The sequence below is a fragment of the Yersinia massiliensis genome (assembly GCF_003048255.1).
Taxonomy (GTDB): Bacteria; Pseudomonadota; Gammaproteobacteria; order Enterobacterales; family Enterobacteriaceae; genus Yersinia; species Yersinia massiliensis_A.
Window position 1 is genome coordinate 695,096 of sequence record NZ_CP028487.1, and the last position, 18,853, is coordinate 713,948.

Consider the following 18,853-nt stretch of genomic DNA (forward strand, 5'->3'; position numbering starts at 1 on the left):
ATGGTTATCGGGGCATTTTTCTCTGTTAAATATATTTAACTGTTTAGGAAATAGAAAGGATGTGAGTTATCAAAACTGCCTGCCATTTATCGATTCTATATTCAGAATATGTCGAAGAATGGCCGCTTTACCATTTTTTAATTTAGAGGGAAGCATTTACTTTGCTGACAGAGTAACTATGTGAATGTTTAATATGAATTTTCCTATTTAATGTAGGAATTAATTATTTTAGTGTGCGATTTTTCCTGTTTACATAAATGTTAAAATTAGCCTTTTAAACTATAATAAATTAAATAACCAGTGATTTAATTCGCTGCATGGTTTTTATCTGATTGAGATGCGGGTTATTGATTTAATTATTAGAATTTAATTTTCATTAATTTCCCTTTATCAAAATAATTATTTTTAATCAGAATATTGTTCTTAAATAAAAACAGCCGTATAAATAAACTCATGTAAGTTGGCTAGACTCATCGGCTTAAGTTATTCGTTTATCAATAGAAATTGATAAACCAATTGTTATTGGTTTGTGACTTTTCCGTGTGTTTAGTGCCCCTCCTATTTAAAAACTAAATCCTGACTTGATTGTATTGCTCGGTACGACATCGCTTTTATTGCCAAGTAAAAGGATTGGGTTTTGCTGACCTCTTTTTTAGCAAATTATTATTTGTTAAGGAACTATATGAATAAATTCTTTAAAGTGATTTGGAATTCAGTCCTAAACATATGGATTGTTGTGGGTGAACTGGCAAAGCGCACCGCTAAAGCCAAAAGTGTCGGTCACTCATTAAACGGTAATACACAGTCAAATACCCTTGCTAAAAATGGTATAAGTCACCTCTTTAGAAAAAGTCTTTTAGCTTTATCAATCGGCAGCTTTAGTTTATTCGGCGTTAATCCTGCACAGGCTGTCGATATCACCGTCACAACCCAAGCGGCCCTGTTAACCGCGTTATCAAACGGCACTTACGATAAAATTATTCTGGGTGCGGACATTGCACTGACTCAAGTACTCACCGTCAATATGGCGAGTCATAATGTCGTGATTGACGGCAATGGCTTATATGGTTTGACTGTTGCCAATACGGTCGTCAATGGCTTAGCGGTTTCGTCGGGTACTGGGACATTAACGCTTCAGAATATGTCCAAAATCACCACGGCCAACTATTACAGTATGGTTTACCTAACTGGCGTGAATACGGCGGTGAATGTTATCTATGACAATATCGGCACTCTGGGTACGTCCCAGCTTGCTTTTATGGATACCAATGGCGCATCCACCAACAGTATCTTAACGTTCGGTAATATTCTGTCAGATGTGGTTGTTAACGATAGAGACCAGGAAATTGGCGAAGTTAACAAAGTGAGGTATACCGGCCGATTTCATGTCACGCATTTAGGGGGCGGCATCTCTTTCCAAAATGCGGGTGCGGCAGTCAATACCGCCACCATGGATTTTCTCAGTGGCGCTGATGTCATCATCAATAGAACGGGGTCGGCAGCAAGTATCACGAATACGGGGGCCTATGCTTTTGCCTATAATTTTGCCGATAACGCCTCATTTGAACTGATTGCCAATCAGAACGTTCTCAGTGGCGCGACGAATAACCGAGGCATCACCATTGGGAGTTATAATTCAGGCACCGGTTTTGGTGATGGCGCAAAAATAATTTTGCGGGCGCGGGCGACCGGTGGCGGTGTTATCGCTGGGAATGCCATCGATAACGCGACCACGAATACAGCGGGCATCAATAATGGCGCCACTGGGACGGCGGATGTTATTTACAATCTGGCGACCGGTTCTATTTTGAATACCACGGCGGCTGGGATTTTAGCCACCAAAACCGGTGCGGCTAATACCAGCGGGATCTATATCAGTTCTGGCGCGGCCATGAATGTCGCCACAGCCGGTATTTCAGCCTCCCATGCGGGCAGCGGGAATGTCGTGTTGGAGAATAAAGCCACAGGGACCATTACTGCCGCCACGGGAATATCGGCAACCAATACCGGAACCGCAACCATCAATGTCGCCAACAAAGGCACAATTAATAGCACTACTGCCGGGATTGCCCTCTCCTCAAGTGCCACTTCTGGCCCATCACAAACCATTAGCGTGGATAATACCGGCGGTACCATCAATGCCAGTGCGGGAACGGGCGTTAACGTTCTGTCGAATACGTTATTGAATTTGGTCGGTGGGACCATTACGACGACGGGCGTTGCTACTGGGCTGACATTTGCGGGCACAAGTGGTAATCACGCCTTAACGGATTTGATTTTAAATCTCAACGGTACCGGGGCGGCTTTCGCCAAAGCGGCAGGTATCAATCTGGCCCTGAGACATGTCACCTTCAACGTGACAAATGGTACGGGGTTAACCAGTCTGGCCGGTTTGACCTTTGCAGAGGGGGTTAATGGCCGTAATACGATCAATGTCACGGGGACGGGGATCGGGATTACTGCGGCGAATACGGATGTCAGTGCGTTAAATCCGGATGCGTTAGATATCAATGTGTCTGGCGCGGGAACGGGGATCAATGCCACCGGTGGCGGGGTTGACCTGTCCGATTCGAATCTGCATATCAATGTCACCAACAGCGGCGGTACAGGGTTACAGGTGACCGATGGTGCCGTAACCACCACCACCATCGGTGCCGATGCTCAGATCAATGCCGCCGGGGCGACGGCAATTAATTTCACTGGGACAACCGCCAAGACACTGACGAACAACGGTACCATTAATGGTGCGGTAAACTTTGCCGGAACAGCGGCGAACACCATTAATAATAATGCGATATTAAATGGCACATTAACCACCGGTGCCGGTAACGATACCTTGGTTCTTGGTAGTACCTCGCAAAGCAATGGCGCGATTAATCTGGGGGCCGGTAATAATAACGTCACCATACAGAATGGCGCTCAAGTGTCATCCATTACCACCGGTGTGGGTGATGATACTTTTACCATCAATAATATGACCGTGGGCAGTACCTATTTAGGTTCTCTGAATGCGGGTACTGGCACCAATACACTCAATTTCAATGCGTCAACTGACACCTTGGCGGCAGACACTTCCCTGCAAGGTTTTACCAATATTAATCTGGCGAACAGCCTGATTACCCTTGTCTCTGACACTAACATCGGCAGCGGCGTGATCACTGTTGACGGCGCCAGCGATCTGCTGTTTGGCAGTGCATTCAATGGCACGCTGAATGCGTCATTAGGCCATCTCGCGGGAGGTGATGGTTCAGCCATCATCAACAGCGGTGCGAATGTTGCCTTGAGCCAGTCGAGTAATTTTGCGGGTGATTGGCAGGTCAAACAGAGCGGCACCCTGACGGCAAGCAATAGCAATCAGTTAGGCACGGCGGCGATTGCTCTCGATGGCACATTCAATCTCAATGGAGTGGCGGCGACTAATAATGCATTGACCGGCACCGGCGCGTTGAATATCGCGAATACGGTCAATAGCGCCTTTGATTTTGGCAGTAATACCGGTACAGCATTTGCCGGTACGGTGAATATGCAAAACGCCACTTTTAACCTCAGTGGTACCAATAGCGGGGCATTAAATCATGCGACCTTGATTGCCTCCACAGACACCTCGGTTGCGGTTGGTGTGGGCAATCAAACGATCGGTAACGTCACCCTTAATGGCGGAACGACTGAATTTGCGGCTGGGAGTTCAATCACGACCGACACACTGGCGGTGACCAATGACAGTGTGGTTAAAGTCGCTCCTGGGGTGAGTACTGGCGGGAATTTACTCGATCAAGATACGGGCAGTTCGTCCCAACTCATTAACAGCACCAATGCCCTGTCGGCAACTGATTTAGCACGACTCACATTGCAGGATCTTGCGGGCAATAGCTTGGGGAATGGGGCCGAAGAAAGTGTTGTTCAAGGCGGGAATACGGTAGCACAGGCGCTGTATGATTATGCGCTGACCAGCGAAGGCAGTGGCTTGAGTGTGGCATCAACCCTGACAGAACTGGAATTACTGCTTGGACAAAGTTTAACCCTCACATCTGCGGGCGCTGTCAATGCCGATCACAACTTACTGGCAAAATTGACCGGTGCGGGCAGCCTGATTATTGGTGCGGATAACAGCGAATTGACGCTAACCAATGCCACTAACGATTACACCGGCACGACCACCGTAAATGGCGGCATTTTGAATCTGGGGAGTGATAATGCACTGGGGGCGACTTCAGCCTTAAATACGGCGTTAAACACCCAAACTAATCTCAACGGCCACACTCAGACAGTAGGCGCACTGACCAACGCCGGTGCCGTGACGTTAGGCTCAGGCGGAGTACTGAACAGCACGGGTGCGCTGACCAACAGTAACACGCTAAATCTCGCCGGCGGCACGCTGAACTTGGCTGCGGGCGGCACTTCTAGCGCCACCGGCGGCTTAACCGGTGCCGGTACGCTGAACATCAACGGCGGTGATTTGGCGGTCAGTGGCGCGAACAGTGGCTTAAGCGGCCAAACGCTGATTGCGTCGGGTGCCTCTGCCACCTTGAACGGTGCAGGGACATTGGGCAGCAGTGCCATTAATGTGCTGGGTGACCTGAATCTAAATGGCGCTAATGCCGCCTTGGCGAATGTGCTGAGTGGCACTGGCGATATCAATACTAATGCAGCAGTCACGCTGACCGGAACCAACAGCTTTAGTGGCGCTCATCATATCGGGTCGGCTGGGGCATTAACGGTCACGCAAGCCGGTAATCTTGGCGCTTCAACTGCTACCGTGAATCTGGACACCGCTACTTCGCATCTGGTGCTCAATGGCCTGAGCGGTGCCATCGCCAATGCCCTGAGCGGCGTGGCGAACTCCACCGTTGATATTACCAATGGTGCGAATGTGTCGTTAACCGGCACCAATAGCGGCTTCGCTGGTCAGTATGCCTTGGCGGGGAACAGCAAGCTGACGGTGGCCTCGACCAATAATCTGGGGGCTTCAGCCAATATCGCACTGGCAGGCGCGCAGGATATGTTGGCGCTGAGCGGTTTTAGCGGCACCTTCGCCAATACGGTTACTGGTCTGGGTACCTTGCAGGTCACTGACAGCAGCAATGCTACTTTGACCAGCAGCAACGGACTGGGAAGTGATGTGGCGGTGGATATCGCGAACGCGACTTTGAATCTGGCTGATATCGCGCTGTTTGATCACGCGCTGACCGGCAACGGCACACTCAATGTGGCGAAGAACGATGCCAGCACGGCATTTAACTTCGGCACTGCGGTGGGCGGCGCGTTCAGCGGTATCGTTAACCTGACCAACTCTATTTTTGCTTTAAGCGCTGACAACACCGCCGCACTGGCGAATGCCACGCTGAAGCTCTCCGCGAACAACGTCACCACCGTCGGCACCACTGATCGCACGGTGCACGGGTTAGATCTGAGTGGCGGCACCCTGATCTTTGACGGTGCTGCGCCACAATCCGAGGCTAGCGGCGTGGTGACGGTGACAGACTTGGCGCTGAACAGCGGCACGGTCAGTGTCACGGGTACCGACAGTTGGACGAACCAAAACCCGGTTGTCGCGCCGAATGTGTCGCTGCTCGATCAGGATCGGGGCGATATCATGCTGGCGTTGATCAACGCCACTAGCGTGACCGGTGATGTGAGCGGGCTGGATCTGATGATCAACGGCACCTCGGTCACCTCTGGTGCGCAAGGCGTGATCTCTTCCATCTTGCAGGGCGGCACGGCGGTGGCGAATGCGACCCATAATTATGGCCTGACCAGCAGTAACGGCAGCGGCGGCACGGGCCTGTATGTCAATTACAGCCTGAGCGCACTGGCGCTGTTAACTGACGATGCCGATGCTTTGTTACTGGCAACAGACAGCAGCGCGTCCTCGAATAAGACCTTGAATGCACTGGTTTCCGGTGTGGGCGGTTTGCAAATTGATGCCACTAATGGGGCGTTAACGCTGGCAAACGGCAGTAACAGCTATCAGGGCAAAACCACGGTCAATGCCGGTGAGCTGATTCTGGGGGCAAATGGGGCCTTCGGCGCGACGTCATTACTGGATATCGCCAGCGGTGCCAGCGCCAATATCAACGGCCACACTCAGACAGTAGGCGCACTGACCAACGCCGGTACAGTGACGTTAGGCACCGGCGGGGTACTGAACAGCACGGGTGCGCTGACCAACAGTAACACGCTAAATCTCGCCGGCGGCACGCTGAACTTGGCTGCGGGCGGCACTTCTAGCGCCACCGGCGGCTTAACTGGTGCCGGTACGCTGAACATCAATGGCGGTGATTTGGCGGTCAGTGGCGCGAACAGCGGCTTAAGCGGCCAAACGCTGATTGCAGCGGTTGCCTCTGCCACCTTGAACGGTGCAGGGACATTGGGCAGCAGTGCCATTAATGTGCTGGGTGATCTGAATCTGAACGGCGCGAATGCCGCCTTGGCGAATGTGCTGAGCGGCACTGGCGATATCAATACTAATGCAGCAGTCACGCTGACCGGAACCAACAGCTTTAGTGGCGCTCATCATATCGGGTCGGCTGGGGCATTAACGGTCACGCAAGCCAGTAATCTCGGCGCTTCAACCGCGACGGTGAATCTGGACACCGCTACTTCGCATCTGGTGCTCAATGGCCTGAGCGGTGCCATCGCCAATGCCCTGAGCGGCGTGGCGAACTCCACCGTTGATATCACCAATGGCGCAGATATGTCGTTAACTGGTACGAACAGCGCGTTCCTCGGCCAGTATGCCTTGGCGGGTAACAGCAAGCTGACGGTGGCCTCGACCAATAATCTGGGGGCGTCAGCCAATATCGCACTGGCAGGCGCGCAGGATATGTTGGCGCTGAGCGGCTTTAGCGGCACCTTCGCCAATACGGTTGCTGGTCTGGGTACCTTGCAGGTCACTGACAGCAGCAATGCTACTTTGACCAGCAGCAACGGACTGGGAAGCGATGTGGCGGTGGATATCACCAATGCGACTTTGAATCTGGACGATATCGCGCTGTTTAACCAGACCCTGACCGGCAACGGCACATTGAATGTGGCGAAGAACGATGCCAGCACGGCATTTAACTTCGGCACTGCGGTGGGCGGCGCGTTCAGCGGTATTGTTAATCTGACCAACTCTATTTTTGCTTTAAGCGCTGACAACAGCGCCGCACTGGCGAATGCCACGCTGAAGCTCTCCGCGAACAACGTCACTACCGTCGGCACCACTGATCGCACGGTGCACGGGTTAGATCTGAGCGGCGGTACCCTGATCTTTGACGGCGCAGCGCCACAATCCGAGGCTAGCGGCGTGGTGACGGCGACAGACTTGGCGCTGAACAGCGGCACGGTCAGTGTCACGGGTACCGACAGTTGGACGAACCAAAACCCGGTTATCGCGCCGAATGTGTCGCTGCTCGATCAGGATAGGGGCGATATCATGCTGGCGTTGATCAACGCCACTAGCGTGACCGGTGATGTGAGCGGGCTGGATCTGATGATCAACGGCACCTCGGTCACCTCTGGTGCGCAAGGCGTGATCTCTTCCATCTTGCAGGGCGGCACGGCGGTAGCGAATGCGACCCATAATTATGGCCTGACCAGCAGTAACGGCAGTAGTCATGGTCTGTATGTCAATTACAGCCTGAGCGCACTGGCGCTGTTAACCGACGATGCTGATGCTTTGTTACTGGCAACAGACAGCAGCGCGTCCTCGAATAAGACCTTGAATGCACTGGTTTCCGGTGTGGGCGGTTTGCAAATTGATGCCACTAATGGGGCGTTAACGCTGGCAAATGGCAGTAACAGCTATCAGGGTAAAACCACGGTCAATGCCGGTGAGCTGATTCTGGGGGCAAATGGTGCCTTCGGCGCGACGTCATTGCTGGATATCGCCAGCGGTGCCAGCGCCAATATCAACGGTCATACGCAAACGGTCGGTGCCATCACCAATGCCGGAACCGTGACCTTAGGCTCGGGCGGGGTACTGAACAGCACGGGTGCGCTGACCAACAGTAACACGCTAAATATCGCCGGCGGGACGCTGAATCTGGCAGCGGGCGGGACCTCTAGCGCCACCGGCGGCTTAACTGGTGCCGGTACGCTGAACATCAATGGCGGTGATTTGGCGGTCAGTGGCGCGAACAGCGGCTTAAGCGGCCAAACGCTGATTGCGTCGGGTGCCTCTGCCACCTTGAACGGTGCAGGGACATTGGGCAGCAGTGCCATTAATGTGCTGGGTGATCTGAATCTGAATGGCGCGAATGCCGCCTTGGCGAATGTGCTGAGTGGCACTGGCGATATCAATACTAATGCAGCCGTCACGTTGACCGGAACCAACAGCTTTAGTGGCGCTCATCATATTGGTGCCACAGGGGCATTGACGGTCACGCAAGCCAGTAATCTCGGCGCTTCAACTGCTACCGTGAATCTGGACACCGCTACTTCGCATCTGGTGCTCAATGGCCTGAGCGGTGCCATCGCCAATGCCCTGAGCGGCGTGGCGAACTCCACCGTTGATATTACCAATGGTGCGAATATGTCGTTAACCGGCACCAATAGCGGCTTCGCTGGTCAGTATGCCTTGGCGGGGAACAGCAAGCTGACGGTGGCCTCGACCAATAATCTGGGGGCTTCAGCCAATATCGCACTGGCAGGCGCGCAGGATATGTTGGCGCTGAGCGGCTTTAGCGGCACCTTCGCCAATACGGTTGCTGGTCTGGGTACCTTGCAGGTCACTGACAGCAGCAATGCTACTTTGACCAGCAGCAACGGACTGGGAAGCGATGTGGCGGTGGATATCACCAATGCGACTTTGAATCTGGACGATATCGCGCTGTTTAACCAGATCCTGACCGGCAACGGCACATTGAATGTGGCGAAGAATGATGCCAGCACGGTATTTGACTTCGGTGCTGCGGTGGGCGGCGCGTTCAGCGGTATCGTTAATCTGACGAATACCACCTTCAATATCGATGGCTTAAATACAACGGCGCTGACGAACGCCACGCTGACATTATCCAGCGGTAGTTTGGCCTCCGTGGCGGACGGGGTACAGAATATCGGTCGCTTAGTCACCAATGGTGGCACGCTGCTATTTAATCATCTGGTGGATAATGCAAGGGTTATTACTTCTGAGGGAACCCTAGCGACAAGTGGTATCGACACGACCACGGGCGGGGAAATCCGCGTTAATTTACCGACCAATGTGACACCGGACCTAACCGGTTGGACGGTCATGGAGCTGGATGACGGCGAGATCATCGTCAGTCTGGCAAGCGGTGCAGCAACCGGTACCGGGAGGGAATTGACGTTATCCAATGCATTGGGTGATCCGTTAAGCACCACCGTCTATCAGTCGGTTTCAAACCCAGGGGCGTTATCACCTGCGGCACTTGGCTCGTTCAATTACGGCCTGACCACGGGGAAAAACTTTGATGGACTGTATGTCAATTATGGCCTGACCGCATTAGAACTGCTGAGTACAGGCAATGATGCGCTGATATTGACGGCAACCTTGGCCAATAATGGTACGCAGTCAAATGATATCTCTTCCCAAATAACCGGCAGCGGCGATCTGGCTTTCGTTTCAGCCAATGACGGTAGCACGGCATCGCTCTCTAACTCGACCAACAGTTATACCGGCGCGACATGGGTACGTTCAGGCAATTTACGCCTAGATGCCAATTCAGCGCTGGGACAAACGTCTCTACTGGCGATGAGCACGGCAACGACGGTGGATCTCAATGGCGTTCAACAAACCGTCGGCCAGTTAACCACTGAAACGGGCAGTACACTGAATTTCAATAGCGGCAATTTAACCGTCACTAACGGTGGTCAGGTTGATGGTGCTTTGAGCGGCAGTGGTGAGTTGAGTCTAATGGGCGGTACACTGGCCATTACGCAAGGGAATAGCGGCTTTACCGGTAGTACTGATATTGCCAGTGGCGCGACAGCTCATCTGTATCAGGTTCAAGGGCTCGGCTCGGGGGCCATAACCAATAATGGCCTGCTGAATCTGGATAATACCAGCGGGATGTTGCAGAACTCGTTGGCCGGTAGCGGCAACGTACAACTCACTAACAGTGCCAATGTCCAGTTGGCCGCCGATAATAGCGGCTACACGGGCCTATTCACCACGGATGCGGGTACGGCGTTGACGGCCTACAATGCAGGAAATCTGGGGGGAAGCAGTATTGCTAACAGCGGTGAGCTGATTTTGGATACGGCATCCGTTTGGGATTTAACCAACAGTATCAGCGGAAGTGGCACCTTGGTTAAACGTGGCAGCGGCACAGTGAAAATCGACAGTGGTACGGTCAGCGCTGGCTTGACGACGATTGAAGACGGCTTATTGCAACTGGGCAGCTCAGCAGCCATCTCGACCTTGTCGGTGAATGAGTCACCCTTAGCGCGTTCACTGGTGGTCACATTGGCGTCGAATGTGGCTAATCTGGTCAGTGATGTCCTGATCACGTCCACGGGTTCATTAGGTGGCTATGGTCAAGTGACCGGGAACGTCGAGAACCGTGGCAATCTGATTATGCCAAATGCATTAACAGGCGGTGATTTCGGGACGTTCACCATTGACGGTAATTATACCGGCGACAATGGCACGGTGGTCTTTAACACCATTTTGGCCGGCGACGCTTCTATTACCGACAGATTGGTCATTACCGGTAATACGGCTGGGCAAAGTTTTGTCACGGTGAACAATGTTGGCGGGAACGGCGCGCGAACCTCTGAGGGCATCAAAATCATTGATGTCGGTGGCGATTCTGCGGGGCAATTTACCCTTAATGGCCGTGCCGTTGCCGGCGCATATGAGTACTTCCTGTATCAAGGCGGTGTGAGTTCACCGGCGGATGGTGACTGGTATTTACGCACTCAAGCCGATGATCGTCGCCCTGAACCGGCAAGTTATACCGCGAATCTCGCCGCAGCGAATTCGATGTTTGTCAGCAGTCTGGCGGATCGCGCCGGTGAGACGCTTTATACCGATATCTTTACCGGTGAAGAGAAAAGCACCAGTCTGTGGTTACGCAATGAAGGCAGCCATAATCGCTCTCGTGATGACAGTGGTGAGCTGAAAACGCAGGATAACCGTTATGTCATGCAGTTGGGTGGTGATGTGGCGCAATGGAGCCGTAATACGCAGGATCTCTGGCGTGTTGGGGTGATGGCCGGTTATGCCAACAGCAGCAGCTCTTCGGTGGCACAAGGAACAGGTTATCGCTCTACCGGTTCGGCCAATGGTTACAGCCTCGGTGTCTATGGAACTTGGTTCGAGCAAGGGCGGGAAGCGACCGGTGTTTACGTCGATTCTTGGCTGCAATATAGCTGGTTTAATAATGAAGTCAGTGGCGAGGGCTTAACGACTGAGAAGTATGATTCAAAAGGCTTCAGCGCCTCGGTTGAAAGTGGTTATACCTTCCAGGTTGGCCAAAGTGAGCACCAAAATTACTTCATTCAGCCAAAAGCCCAAATGGTCTGGATGGGGGTAAAAGCGGATTCTCATACTGAAACGAACGGTACCGTGGTGACGGGTGAGGGGAATAACAATATCCAAACGCGCTTGGGTGTGAAGGCATTTATCAGCCCAATACCGAAGGAGGATAAAGGTAGCACACCGACCTTTAAGCCGTATGTTGAAGCCAATTGGATCCATAACACCAAAGATTTCGGCACCACACTGGATGGCATGACCGTGAAACAAGCGGGTGCAGGCAATGTGGCGGAACTGAAAGTCGGGGTTGAAGGCCAAATCAATAACAAGCTGAATCTGTGGGGGAATGTTGGCCAGCAAGTGGGTAACAATGGCTACAGCGACAGTAGTATCACCTTAGGCGTTAAATATCACTTCTAACTGAGTTCAGTCGGGGTTAATCCAATAACGGCACATATCATTCGGTATGTGCCGTTTTTTATGGTGAGGACGCGTGTTAATCCAGTGACTCTTCCTGCACTTCCAACACATGGTAGGCGGTGGAACAGAACAGTGAGTTCAAGCGTTTCATGTCCCCTAATAGCCCCATATGCAGACTACTGGTTTCGATGCTCAGCACGTTTTGTTGATGGAGGCGATCAACGTGAGCATGGGAGTAGCGGCGGTTCAGCAAGCGGAAGCGATGCTTGGCGCGACGTAGACGTTTGGCGTTATTGATATCTCGCGATAAAAACACCGACATGCCTAAATCCAAATTAGTGACCAAGCGGGCATGCAGAGTATTGAGCTCCTCAAACCCTTCAGAGGAAAATGGTTTGCGCGCATTGAGTGATTTAGCCGCTACATCAGCGGCCATACGGCTAATAATCTCGCCTGCTTGTTGGAGATTGATGGCGGTATCAATGATTTCAGCCCAGCGGCGTGAGTCAATCTCACCCAATTCATCTTGCTGAATTTGCGCCAAATATAACTTAATGGCGCTATACAACATGTCCACTTCATCTTCCAGCAAGCTGACTTCATGTTTCTGCTGCTTGTTGCCCTCGAGCACTTCTTTAAAGCGAAACAGCATTTGCTCCAGCACATCCCCCATACGTAGGGTTTCCCGCACTGCATTCGCGAGCGCCAGTGATGGCGTATCGATGGCGGTAATATCCAGATAGCGCGGCGCAGTTGGCAGGGTGGTATTGGGTGCATCGGTGACTAACCGACTACAGATACGCGCCATGACCTCCACTAGCGGCAGCATCAGCAAGCAGCGCAGCAGGTTATAGAATACGTGGAAGTAAATGACCACCTCGGCAGCCGGAAGGTTAAAGCCGATCAGTCGTTGCGCGAGTGTATTCACCCAAGGCAGCACCAAAATGCAGCCGATGACTTTAAATAATAAGCTGCCTAACACCACTTGCCGCGAAATGGCATTTTGCCCACGGCTGCTGATCAGCGCCAGTAAACCGCTGCCGAGATTCGAGCCAATCACGATGCTCAGGGCGATATTCAGTGGCACTAAGCCAGTGGCGGCCAGTGTGGCGGTCAATAGCACAGCGGCGAGACTGGAATAACTGATCATGGCGAACAGTGCGCCAATCAATAATGCCAAAATGGCATCACCGGTCAGAGAAGAGAAAATAGCCTGTACGGCGGTAGCTTGGGTAATCGGCCCTGCGGCGGTAACAATCAGTTGCAGCGCCAGAATAATCAACCCAAGGCCAATCCCCACGCGGCCCATCTGACCCACACGGGTTTTTCGCTGCCCGAGGAAGATAATGACCCCGATCAAAATCAGTAAGGGTGACAGCCAAGAGAGATCAAAGGTTAGCACCCGCGCCATCAGTGCGGTGCCGACGTCCGCGCCTAACATGATCACCAGTGCTGGCGTCAGTGAAATCAGCCCCTGCGAGACAAAAGAGATCACCAGCAATGCTGTGGCATTACTGCTTTGCACCAATGCCGTGACACCAATTCCCGCAATAAACGCCGTGGGTTTCTTCTGAATACTGGCACTCAGAACTCGGCGCAGATCCGCGCCATAAACCCGCATGATGCCGGTTCGGACAATGTGTGTCCCCCAGACCAGCAGCGCAACAGAAGAGAGTAAGTGAAGCAGAGTCAGCATAATTAATCTCAGTTAGGGTAAGGCACTTGGGCCATACAAAATTTAGGTTAGATCCTATTTAAGCGGGGCTGCCCTAGCATAGGAAAGCCCCAAGAGGGATAGAGATGATAGTCGACACCTGCCTAACAGGCACTCAACCAGACTAAGGATAACCACTTAGGCGTTGGTACAAGGTATCCAACAGTTTTTTATTATCCACCGTTTGCAGTATTGTAGCCGGTTTGCCCCGAGGGAGCGGCACGCCCACATCTAACCGCAGATTTTCAGGGCTAAAGCGCAATGTCATACCACGTGTTAATGCGCCTTCCAGTGCCACATCAAGGTAGTCACGGGTGGTGGTAGCGATGCTTTTATCGAGTAGCCAAGCGACTACCAGTGCATCATGCACCCAACAACCTGGGAGCTGCCTTGTTTGCATCGAATAGCTGATCCAAGGGCGCATGGTCTCCACCAGATAACGGCTTAACGGTGAGTCAATTTGCGCGATCTTATCTAAATCTTGATGCAGCAGTTGGGTCTGAGTGGTGACATCCAGCGGGGCAAGCGTAATGTTGGCACCACTGGTCAGCACCCTATGGGCCGCTTCAGGATCGAGGCCAAAGTTGGTGTCTTTCAAGTAGCCATCAACATGAAATACGCCGCCCATGATCGCAATTTCCGCCACAGAGGCAGCCATTTGTGGATAAAGCTGCATCGCGTGGGCGATGTTGGTCAGCGGGCCTATCGCCACCAATGTTATCTCACCGGGGTTATTGCAGATCAATTCACCGATGGCATGGGCGGCCAAGGGTGCACTGGACTCGACGGCAGGTGGGCGCGCGGTTTGCTGCCAAAGCGCCGTTAATCCATGTTTAGTGACACCATTATCGAGCTTGTCACGCCAAGGGGCGGCAGGCTCCACCAGCGCCTGAGAGGCACCTCGTATGATGGGGATATTCAATCCCAAACGGGTCACTAAGTCATGAGCAACAGAATACCCCACTTCACTGGGGGTATTCCCCGCCACGATGGTGATCAATTCTAAGTCTATTTCTACAGATGCAATGGCCAGCGCGAGCGCTAAACCGTCATCGACATTGGCGCCGGGCACGCCATTTCCTGGGTCACAATCAATAATTAAACGCATTTTTTTATCTTTTTATGTAGGTAAATAACTTTTTTTACTGCTGGAACAACCGCAGGATTCACCGATTTGTAGCGAAAAATTAAATTCGCGAATCGTCGGTTCACCGGTCCAGTTTTTCAGCATTTCAATGGCGGTTTTCGCCATCACATCCACCGGTTGACGTACCGTCGTCAATGAGGGGACGTTAAATTCTGATTCTATCGTGCCGTTAAAGCAGATAAGCGCCAGATCTTTGGGCGCGGTCAGATGGTGTTCTGCCATCGCCCGCAAACAGCCAAACGCCTGTAATTCATTAGTGGCAAAAACTGCTTGCGGTAATCGCCCTTTGAGCATCTGTTGTGCGGCCTGATAACCGCCAGGGCGGGTATAGGGGGTGGAGAAAATCCACTCATCACGCACGGTTAACCCTGCTTGCAGTAAGGCATCGCGCCAACCATTCACCCTATCTTGAGTGTTCAGCATATCCAGCGGGCCACAAATAATGGCGATATCTCGGTGCCCATGTTCAATCAGATGTTGGGTCGCTTGGAACGCCGCGCCTCGTTCATCGACCCGAATGGCGCAAACTTGCTGCGACGGATCGACGCTATCAAGCATCACAAAGGGTGTGCCGGAGGCCTGAATTAACTCGATATACGGATGGCGATCGACACTGGTATACAGCAAACCATCGACCTGACGATGCAACAGATTATTGATAAGTTCGAATTCACGTTGACGAGAATCACCCGCATCACCCAGTAACAGCACTTGCCCCGTGGTAAAGGCTTCACGTTGTAATGCATGCGCCATGGAAGAAATAAAGGGGTTGGAAATGTTGGGGACCACCAAACCATAAGTTCTTGTGGTACCGGAGGCCAAAGCTCGAGCAATACCATTAGGGCGATAACCGGTTTTCTTGATGGCATCCAGCACCCTTTGCTTAGTAGCTTCAGCCACTGGGCGCGGACCGTTATTGATGACGTAACTCACCACCGCCACCGAGGTGCCAGCTTCTCGGGCCACATCAGAACGTGTTACACGAGGAGATTGAGGGTTGAACAAAATTACCTACTTAATCTGAAAACAGCGGCCAAACATCCCTGATAGAGTTATCCAAATGAAAATCCCCAGTCAGATGGGGGGCGAAGCTACATTACCATAAATAACAAGTGTTTAAATCGCTATACGTGCCATGCTTCAAGTGGGTTAACGACTGACTATACTGATGAGTATAGGCTTATCGGGATGAATGAGCCTCATTGAGGCTCACCAGACGGCTGACAAAGTGCCTGCTACGGTGAGAATAGGCAGATCGTAAAGACACTGTAAAATCATCCCTGATGGCTCGAACCGCGCCATCCCTGGCGCGGACGCTTTACTCTTCTGCCTATCCTCACCTTGCAAGATAGATTCGGTGAGGTTTGTCATCAACCTCATTGAGGCTGATACTTTGGACTCACCGAAACAGCGCTTAAATAGCATCTTCCGGTAAATTGAGGTCTCGCCCGCGCGTTTCGGGGGCAAAGAAGGTGGTCACAAAGCCAATCCCCGCCATCACGGCAAAATAAAGTGCAATTGGCCACCAGTGGCCGGTGAGCGTCAACATCGCTGCTGCTATCATCGGCGCAGTACCACCGGACAGAATCGATCCCACTTCTTTCGCGACGGCCATTTTGGTGTAGCGGTTAGTCACACCAAACATTTCAACGCCCCATGCGGCTTGCACGCCGAAGATGCCGAGCGAGGCCAACCCCATACCGACAATGATGGTACCTATCACGATAATCGGCTCACGGGTTTCGAGCAGCATAAATGCAGGGAAGGCATAGAGCATCAATAGCAGGCAGAACCAGCGATAAGTGATTCGGCGACCAAAGCGATCCGATAGATAACCTGCCAGAGGAATAATCAAGAAGCCGAGGCAGGAAGCGATAAACACGGCCATGGTCGGCACTGACTTATCCACCATCAGCACTTTGGCGACATAACCAATCATAAAGCCCTGAGCCAGATAAGAAGGACCGTTCTCGCCGATACGCAAGCCAACCATGATCCAGAACGATTTGCTACGTTGCCAGAAAGTGCGGTTATCCCGTTCTGCGACGTGTTCACGTCCCAACGCCAATGCTTGTTGGCGCTGTTGTTCCAGCACTAATTTTTGGCGCTCAAACACGGGGGTTTCACGCATATGGCGGCGAATCAATAATGCGGCACCGGCAATTAAGATGCTGGAGAGGAAAGGAATACGCCAGCCCCAATCAAGCAAGCTCTGTTTGTCCATCTGCAACACTAACAACCAAACCAAGGCCGCCAGCAATGTGCCGCTGTTGGAGCCAAGCGCGATAATGGATGAAACCAAACCACGCCTTTTTGCTGGTGCATATTCGCCTAACATCACGGCACCGCCGGACAGTTCAGCGCCAGCCCCCAGCCCTTGCATAAAGCGTAAAAAGGCCAAACAGGCGGGGGCCCATAAGCCAATTGACGCATAACTTGGAATTAAGCCGATGAGCGTAGTGGAGGCGCCCATCAAGGTGATGGTGGTAATCATCACCACTTTACGGCCCTTGCGGTCACCTAATCTGCCGAACAATAGTGCGCCAATGGGGCGAGCAATAAAGCCGACAGAATAGGTCGCAAAGCTAGATAATAAAGCGATTGCAGGTGTTGCTTCAGGGAAGAAGACGTCACCAAATATGATGCCGGCCGCTAAGCCATAGAGTGCAAAGTCTGCATACTCCATGGCGGTACCCAGCCAGCATGAAAAGGTTGCGCGCCAAAAGTCTTTGCGACCTTCGGGCGTAGCCAAACGCTCTTCTGCAGCCATGCTCTCTGATGGAGCATTGTCTGCTACCGAGCTATTGAGTGAAGTCATTAAAAAGGTTCCCCTGGTGTTGAAGCATCATGTTCACGCATGAATGTCTGCTTGTTGGTTTTACATTCAGCTTAAATGTCAGTTAGCTGAACGAATATGAATAAAACATTAGCAAACATTAATATTATCCTTCCCTTTTAGTGTATCTACCCGCGTAGATAGGTCAATCTAATTATTAAATCTTTAGCTATTGTTCACAAAACTGTCATGAAACTAGATGGCACTTGCATGGGAGGTGTGGAACTCGGATTAAAGTGGCTTTTTAACCTGTTCATCACTGGCAGAGATAGGTATTATTCCGACATTAGTAATGCAAATCATTAGCGTTAGCACTCAAGGATATTTAAATCCCTACTTTTCAGGAGAGAAAATGCGATTACGTCTGGCTCTATTTTCATCTGTATTGGCTGCAACGGTGGCAATGACCGGTTGTGATGATTCATCGGCAACCACTGATGCAACAGCGAAAATCAGTATTGAACATGCGCAAGGGACAACGCTGGTTCCGCAAAACCCGCAGAAAGTCATCATTTTGAACCCTTCGGTGTTAGATACCGCTGATGCCCTGAATATTAAAGTGGCCGGTGTGCCGCAGACCAGTACGCATCTCCCTGCCTTTTTATCTAAATACAGTGGGCCTGAATATCTGAATGCAGGCACGCTGTTTGAACCCAACTATGAAGCCCTGAGCGAGGCGAAACCTGACCTGATTATCGCGGGCGGCCGTGCTCAAGATGCTTACGACAAGCTCAGTGCTATCGCACCGACGATTGCACTGGATATCGATACCAAAAACTTTACCCAAAGCCTGAGTCACCGCACTGAACAATTAGCGTCCATCTTTGGTAAAGAGTACGAGGCAAAAGCGTTGCTGAGCAAGTTCACCAACCAGATTGATAGCATCAAGCAAAAATCAGCAAATGCCGGTACTGCGATGGTACTGATGGTGAGTGGTGGCAAAATTTCAGCCTATACCCCAGGTTCCCGTTTTGGCTTTGTTTTTGACGAGCTAGGTTTCAAACCTGCCGCCACCTTTGCAGAAACCGGCAGCCATGGGAATGTGGTGACCTCTGAGTTCATTCTCAATGCGAATCCTGATTGGCTGTTTGTACTGGATCGCGATAATGCGATTGGCCGTACTGAAGGGCAATCTGCGCAACAAGTGCTTGATAATGCGCTGATTAATAAAACTAAAGCATGGCAAAATAACCATATCGTCTATCTTGATTCAGCCTCGCTTTACATTGCCGGTGGTATACAAAGCTATACGCAGCTGATGGATAAAATCAGTGCGGTATTGGATAAACAAGCCTCTGCGCAGTAATGAGCACT

6 protein-coding genes are annotated in these 18,853 nt (G+C 51.7%); 2 read left to right on the plus strand and 4 right to left on the minus strand.

The features are described 5' to 3' along the window. Positions 1-682 precede the first annotated feature (682 nt). On the plus strand, positions 683-11,842 hold the full coding sequence (locus DA391_RS03215; RefSeq protein WP_108087363.1) for an autotransporter outer membrane beta-barrel domain-containing protein: 11,160 nt from the start codon (positions 683-685) through the stop codon (positions 11,840-11,842). Between the two features lie 76 nt (positions 11,843-11,918). On the opposite strand, the gene DA391_RS03220 is transcribed toward DA391_RS03215, so the two are convergent. From DA391_RS03220 to DA391_RS03235, 4 genes are all read right to left on the minus strand, one after another. Continuing rightward, positions 11,919-13,538 (minus strand): Na/Pi cotransporter family protein, encoded by a 1,620-nt coding sequence (locus tag DA391_RS03220; protein WP_050083686.1) that lies wholly within the window; start codon positions 13,536-13,538, stop codon positions 11,919-11,921. A 142-nt stretch (positions 13,539-13,680) separates the two neighbouring features. Beyond that, positions 13,681-14,664 (minus strand): nucleoside hydrolase, encoded by a 984-nt coding sequence (locus DA391_RS03225; RefSeq protein ID WP_108087364.1) that lies wholly within the window; start codon positions 14,662-14,664, stop codon positions 13,681-13,683. Positions 14,665-14,676: 12 nt separating this feature from the next. Then, complete coding sequence (locus tag DA391_RS03230; RefSeq protein ID WP_240624823.1) at positions 14,677-15,645, minus strand: LacI family DNA-binding transcriptional regulator; 969 nt, start codon at positions 15,643-15,645, stop codon at positions 14,677-14,679. A gap of 472 nt (positions 15,646-16,117) precedes the next feature. Further along, positions 16,118-17,521 (minus strand): MFS transporter, encoded by a 1,404-nt coding sequence (locus DA391_RS03235; RefSeq protein WP_050083689.1) that lies wholly within the window; start codon positions 17,519-17,521, stop codon positions 16,118-16,120. A 370-nt stretch (positions 17,522-17,891) separates the two neighbouring features. On the opposite strand from DA391_RS03235, the gene DA391_RS03240 reads away from it, so the two are divergent. Next, positions 17,892-18,845, plus strand: a complete 954-nt coding sequence (locus DA391_RS03240; protein WP_108087366.1) for a siderophore ABC transporter substrate-binding protein — start codon at positions 17,892-17,894, stop codon at positions 18,843-18,845. Positions 18,846-18,853: the final 8 nt, after the last annotated feature.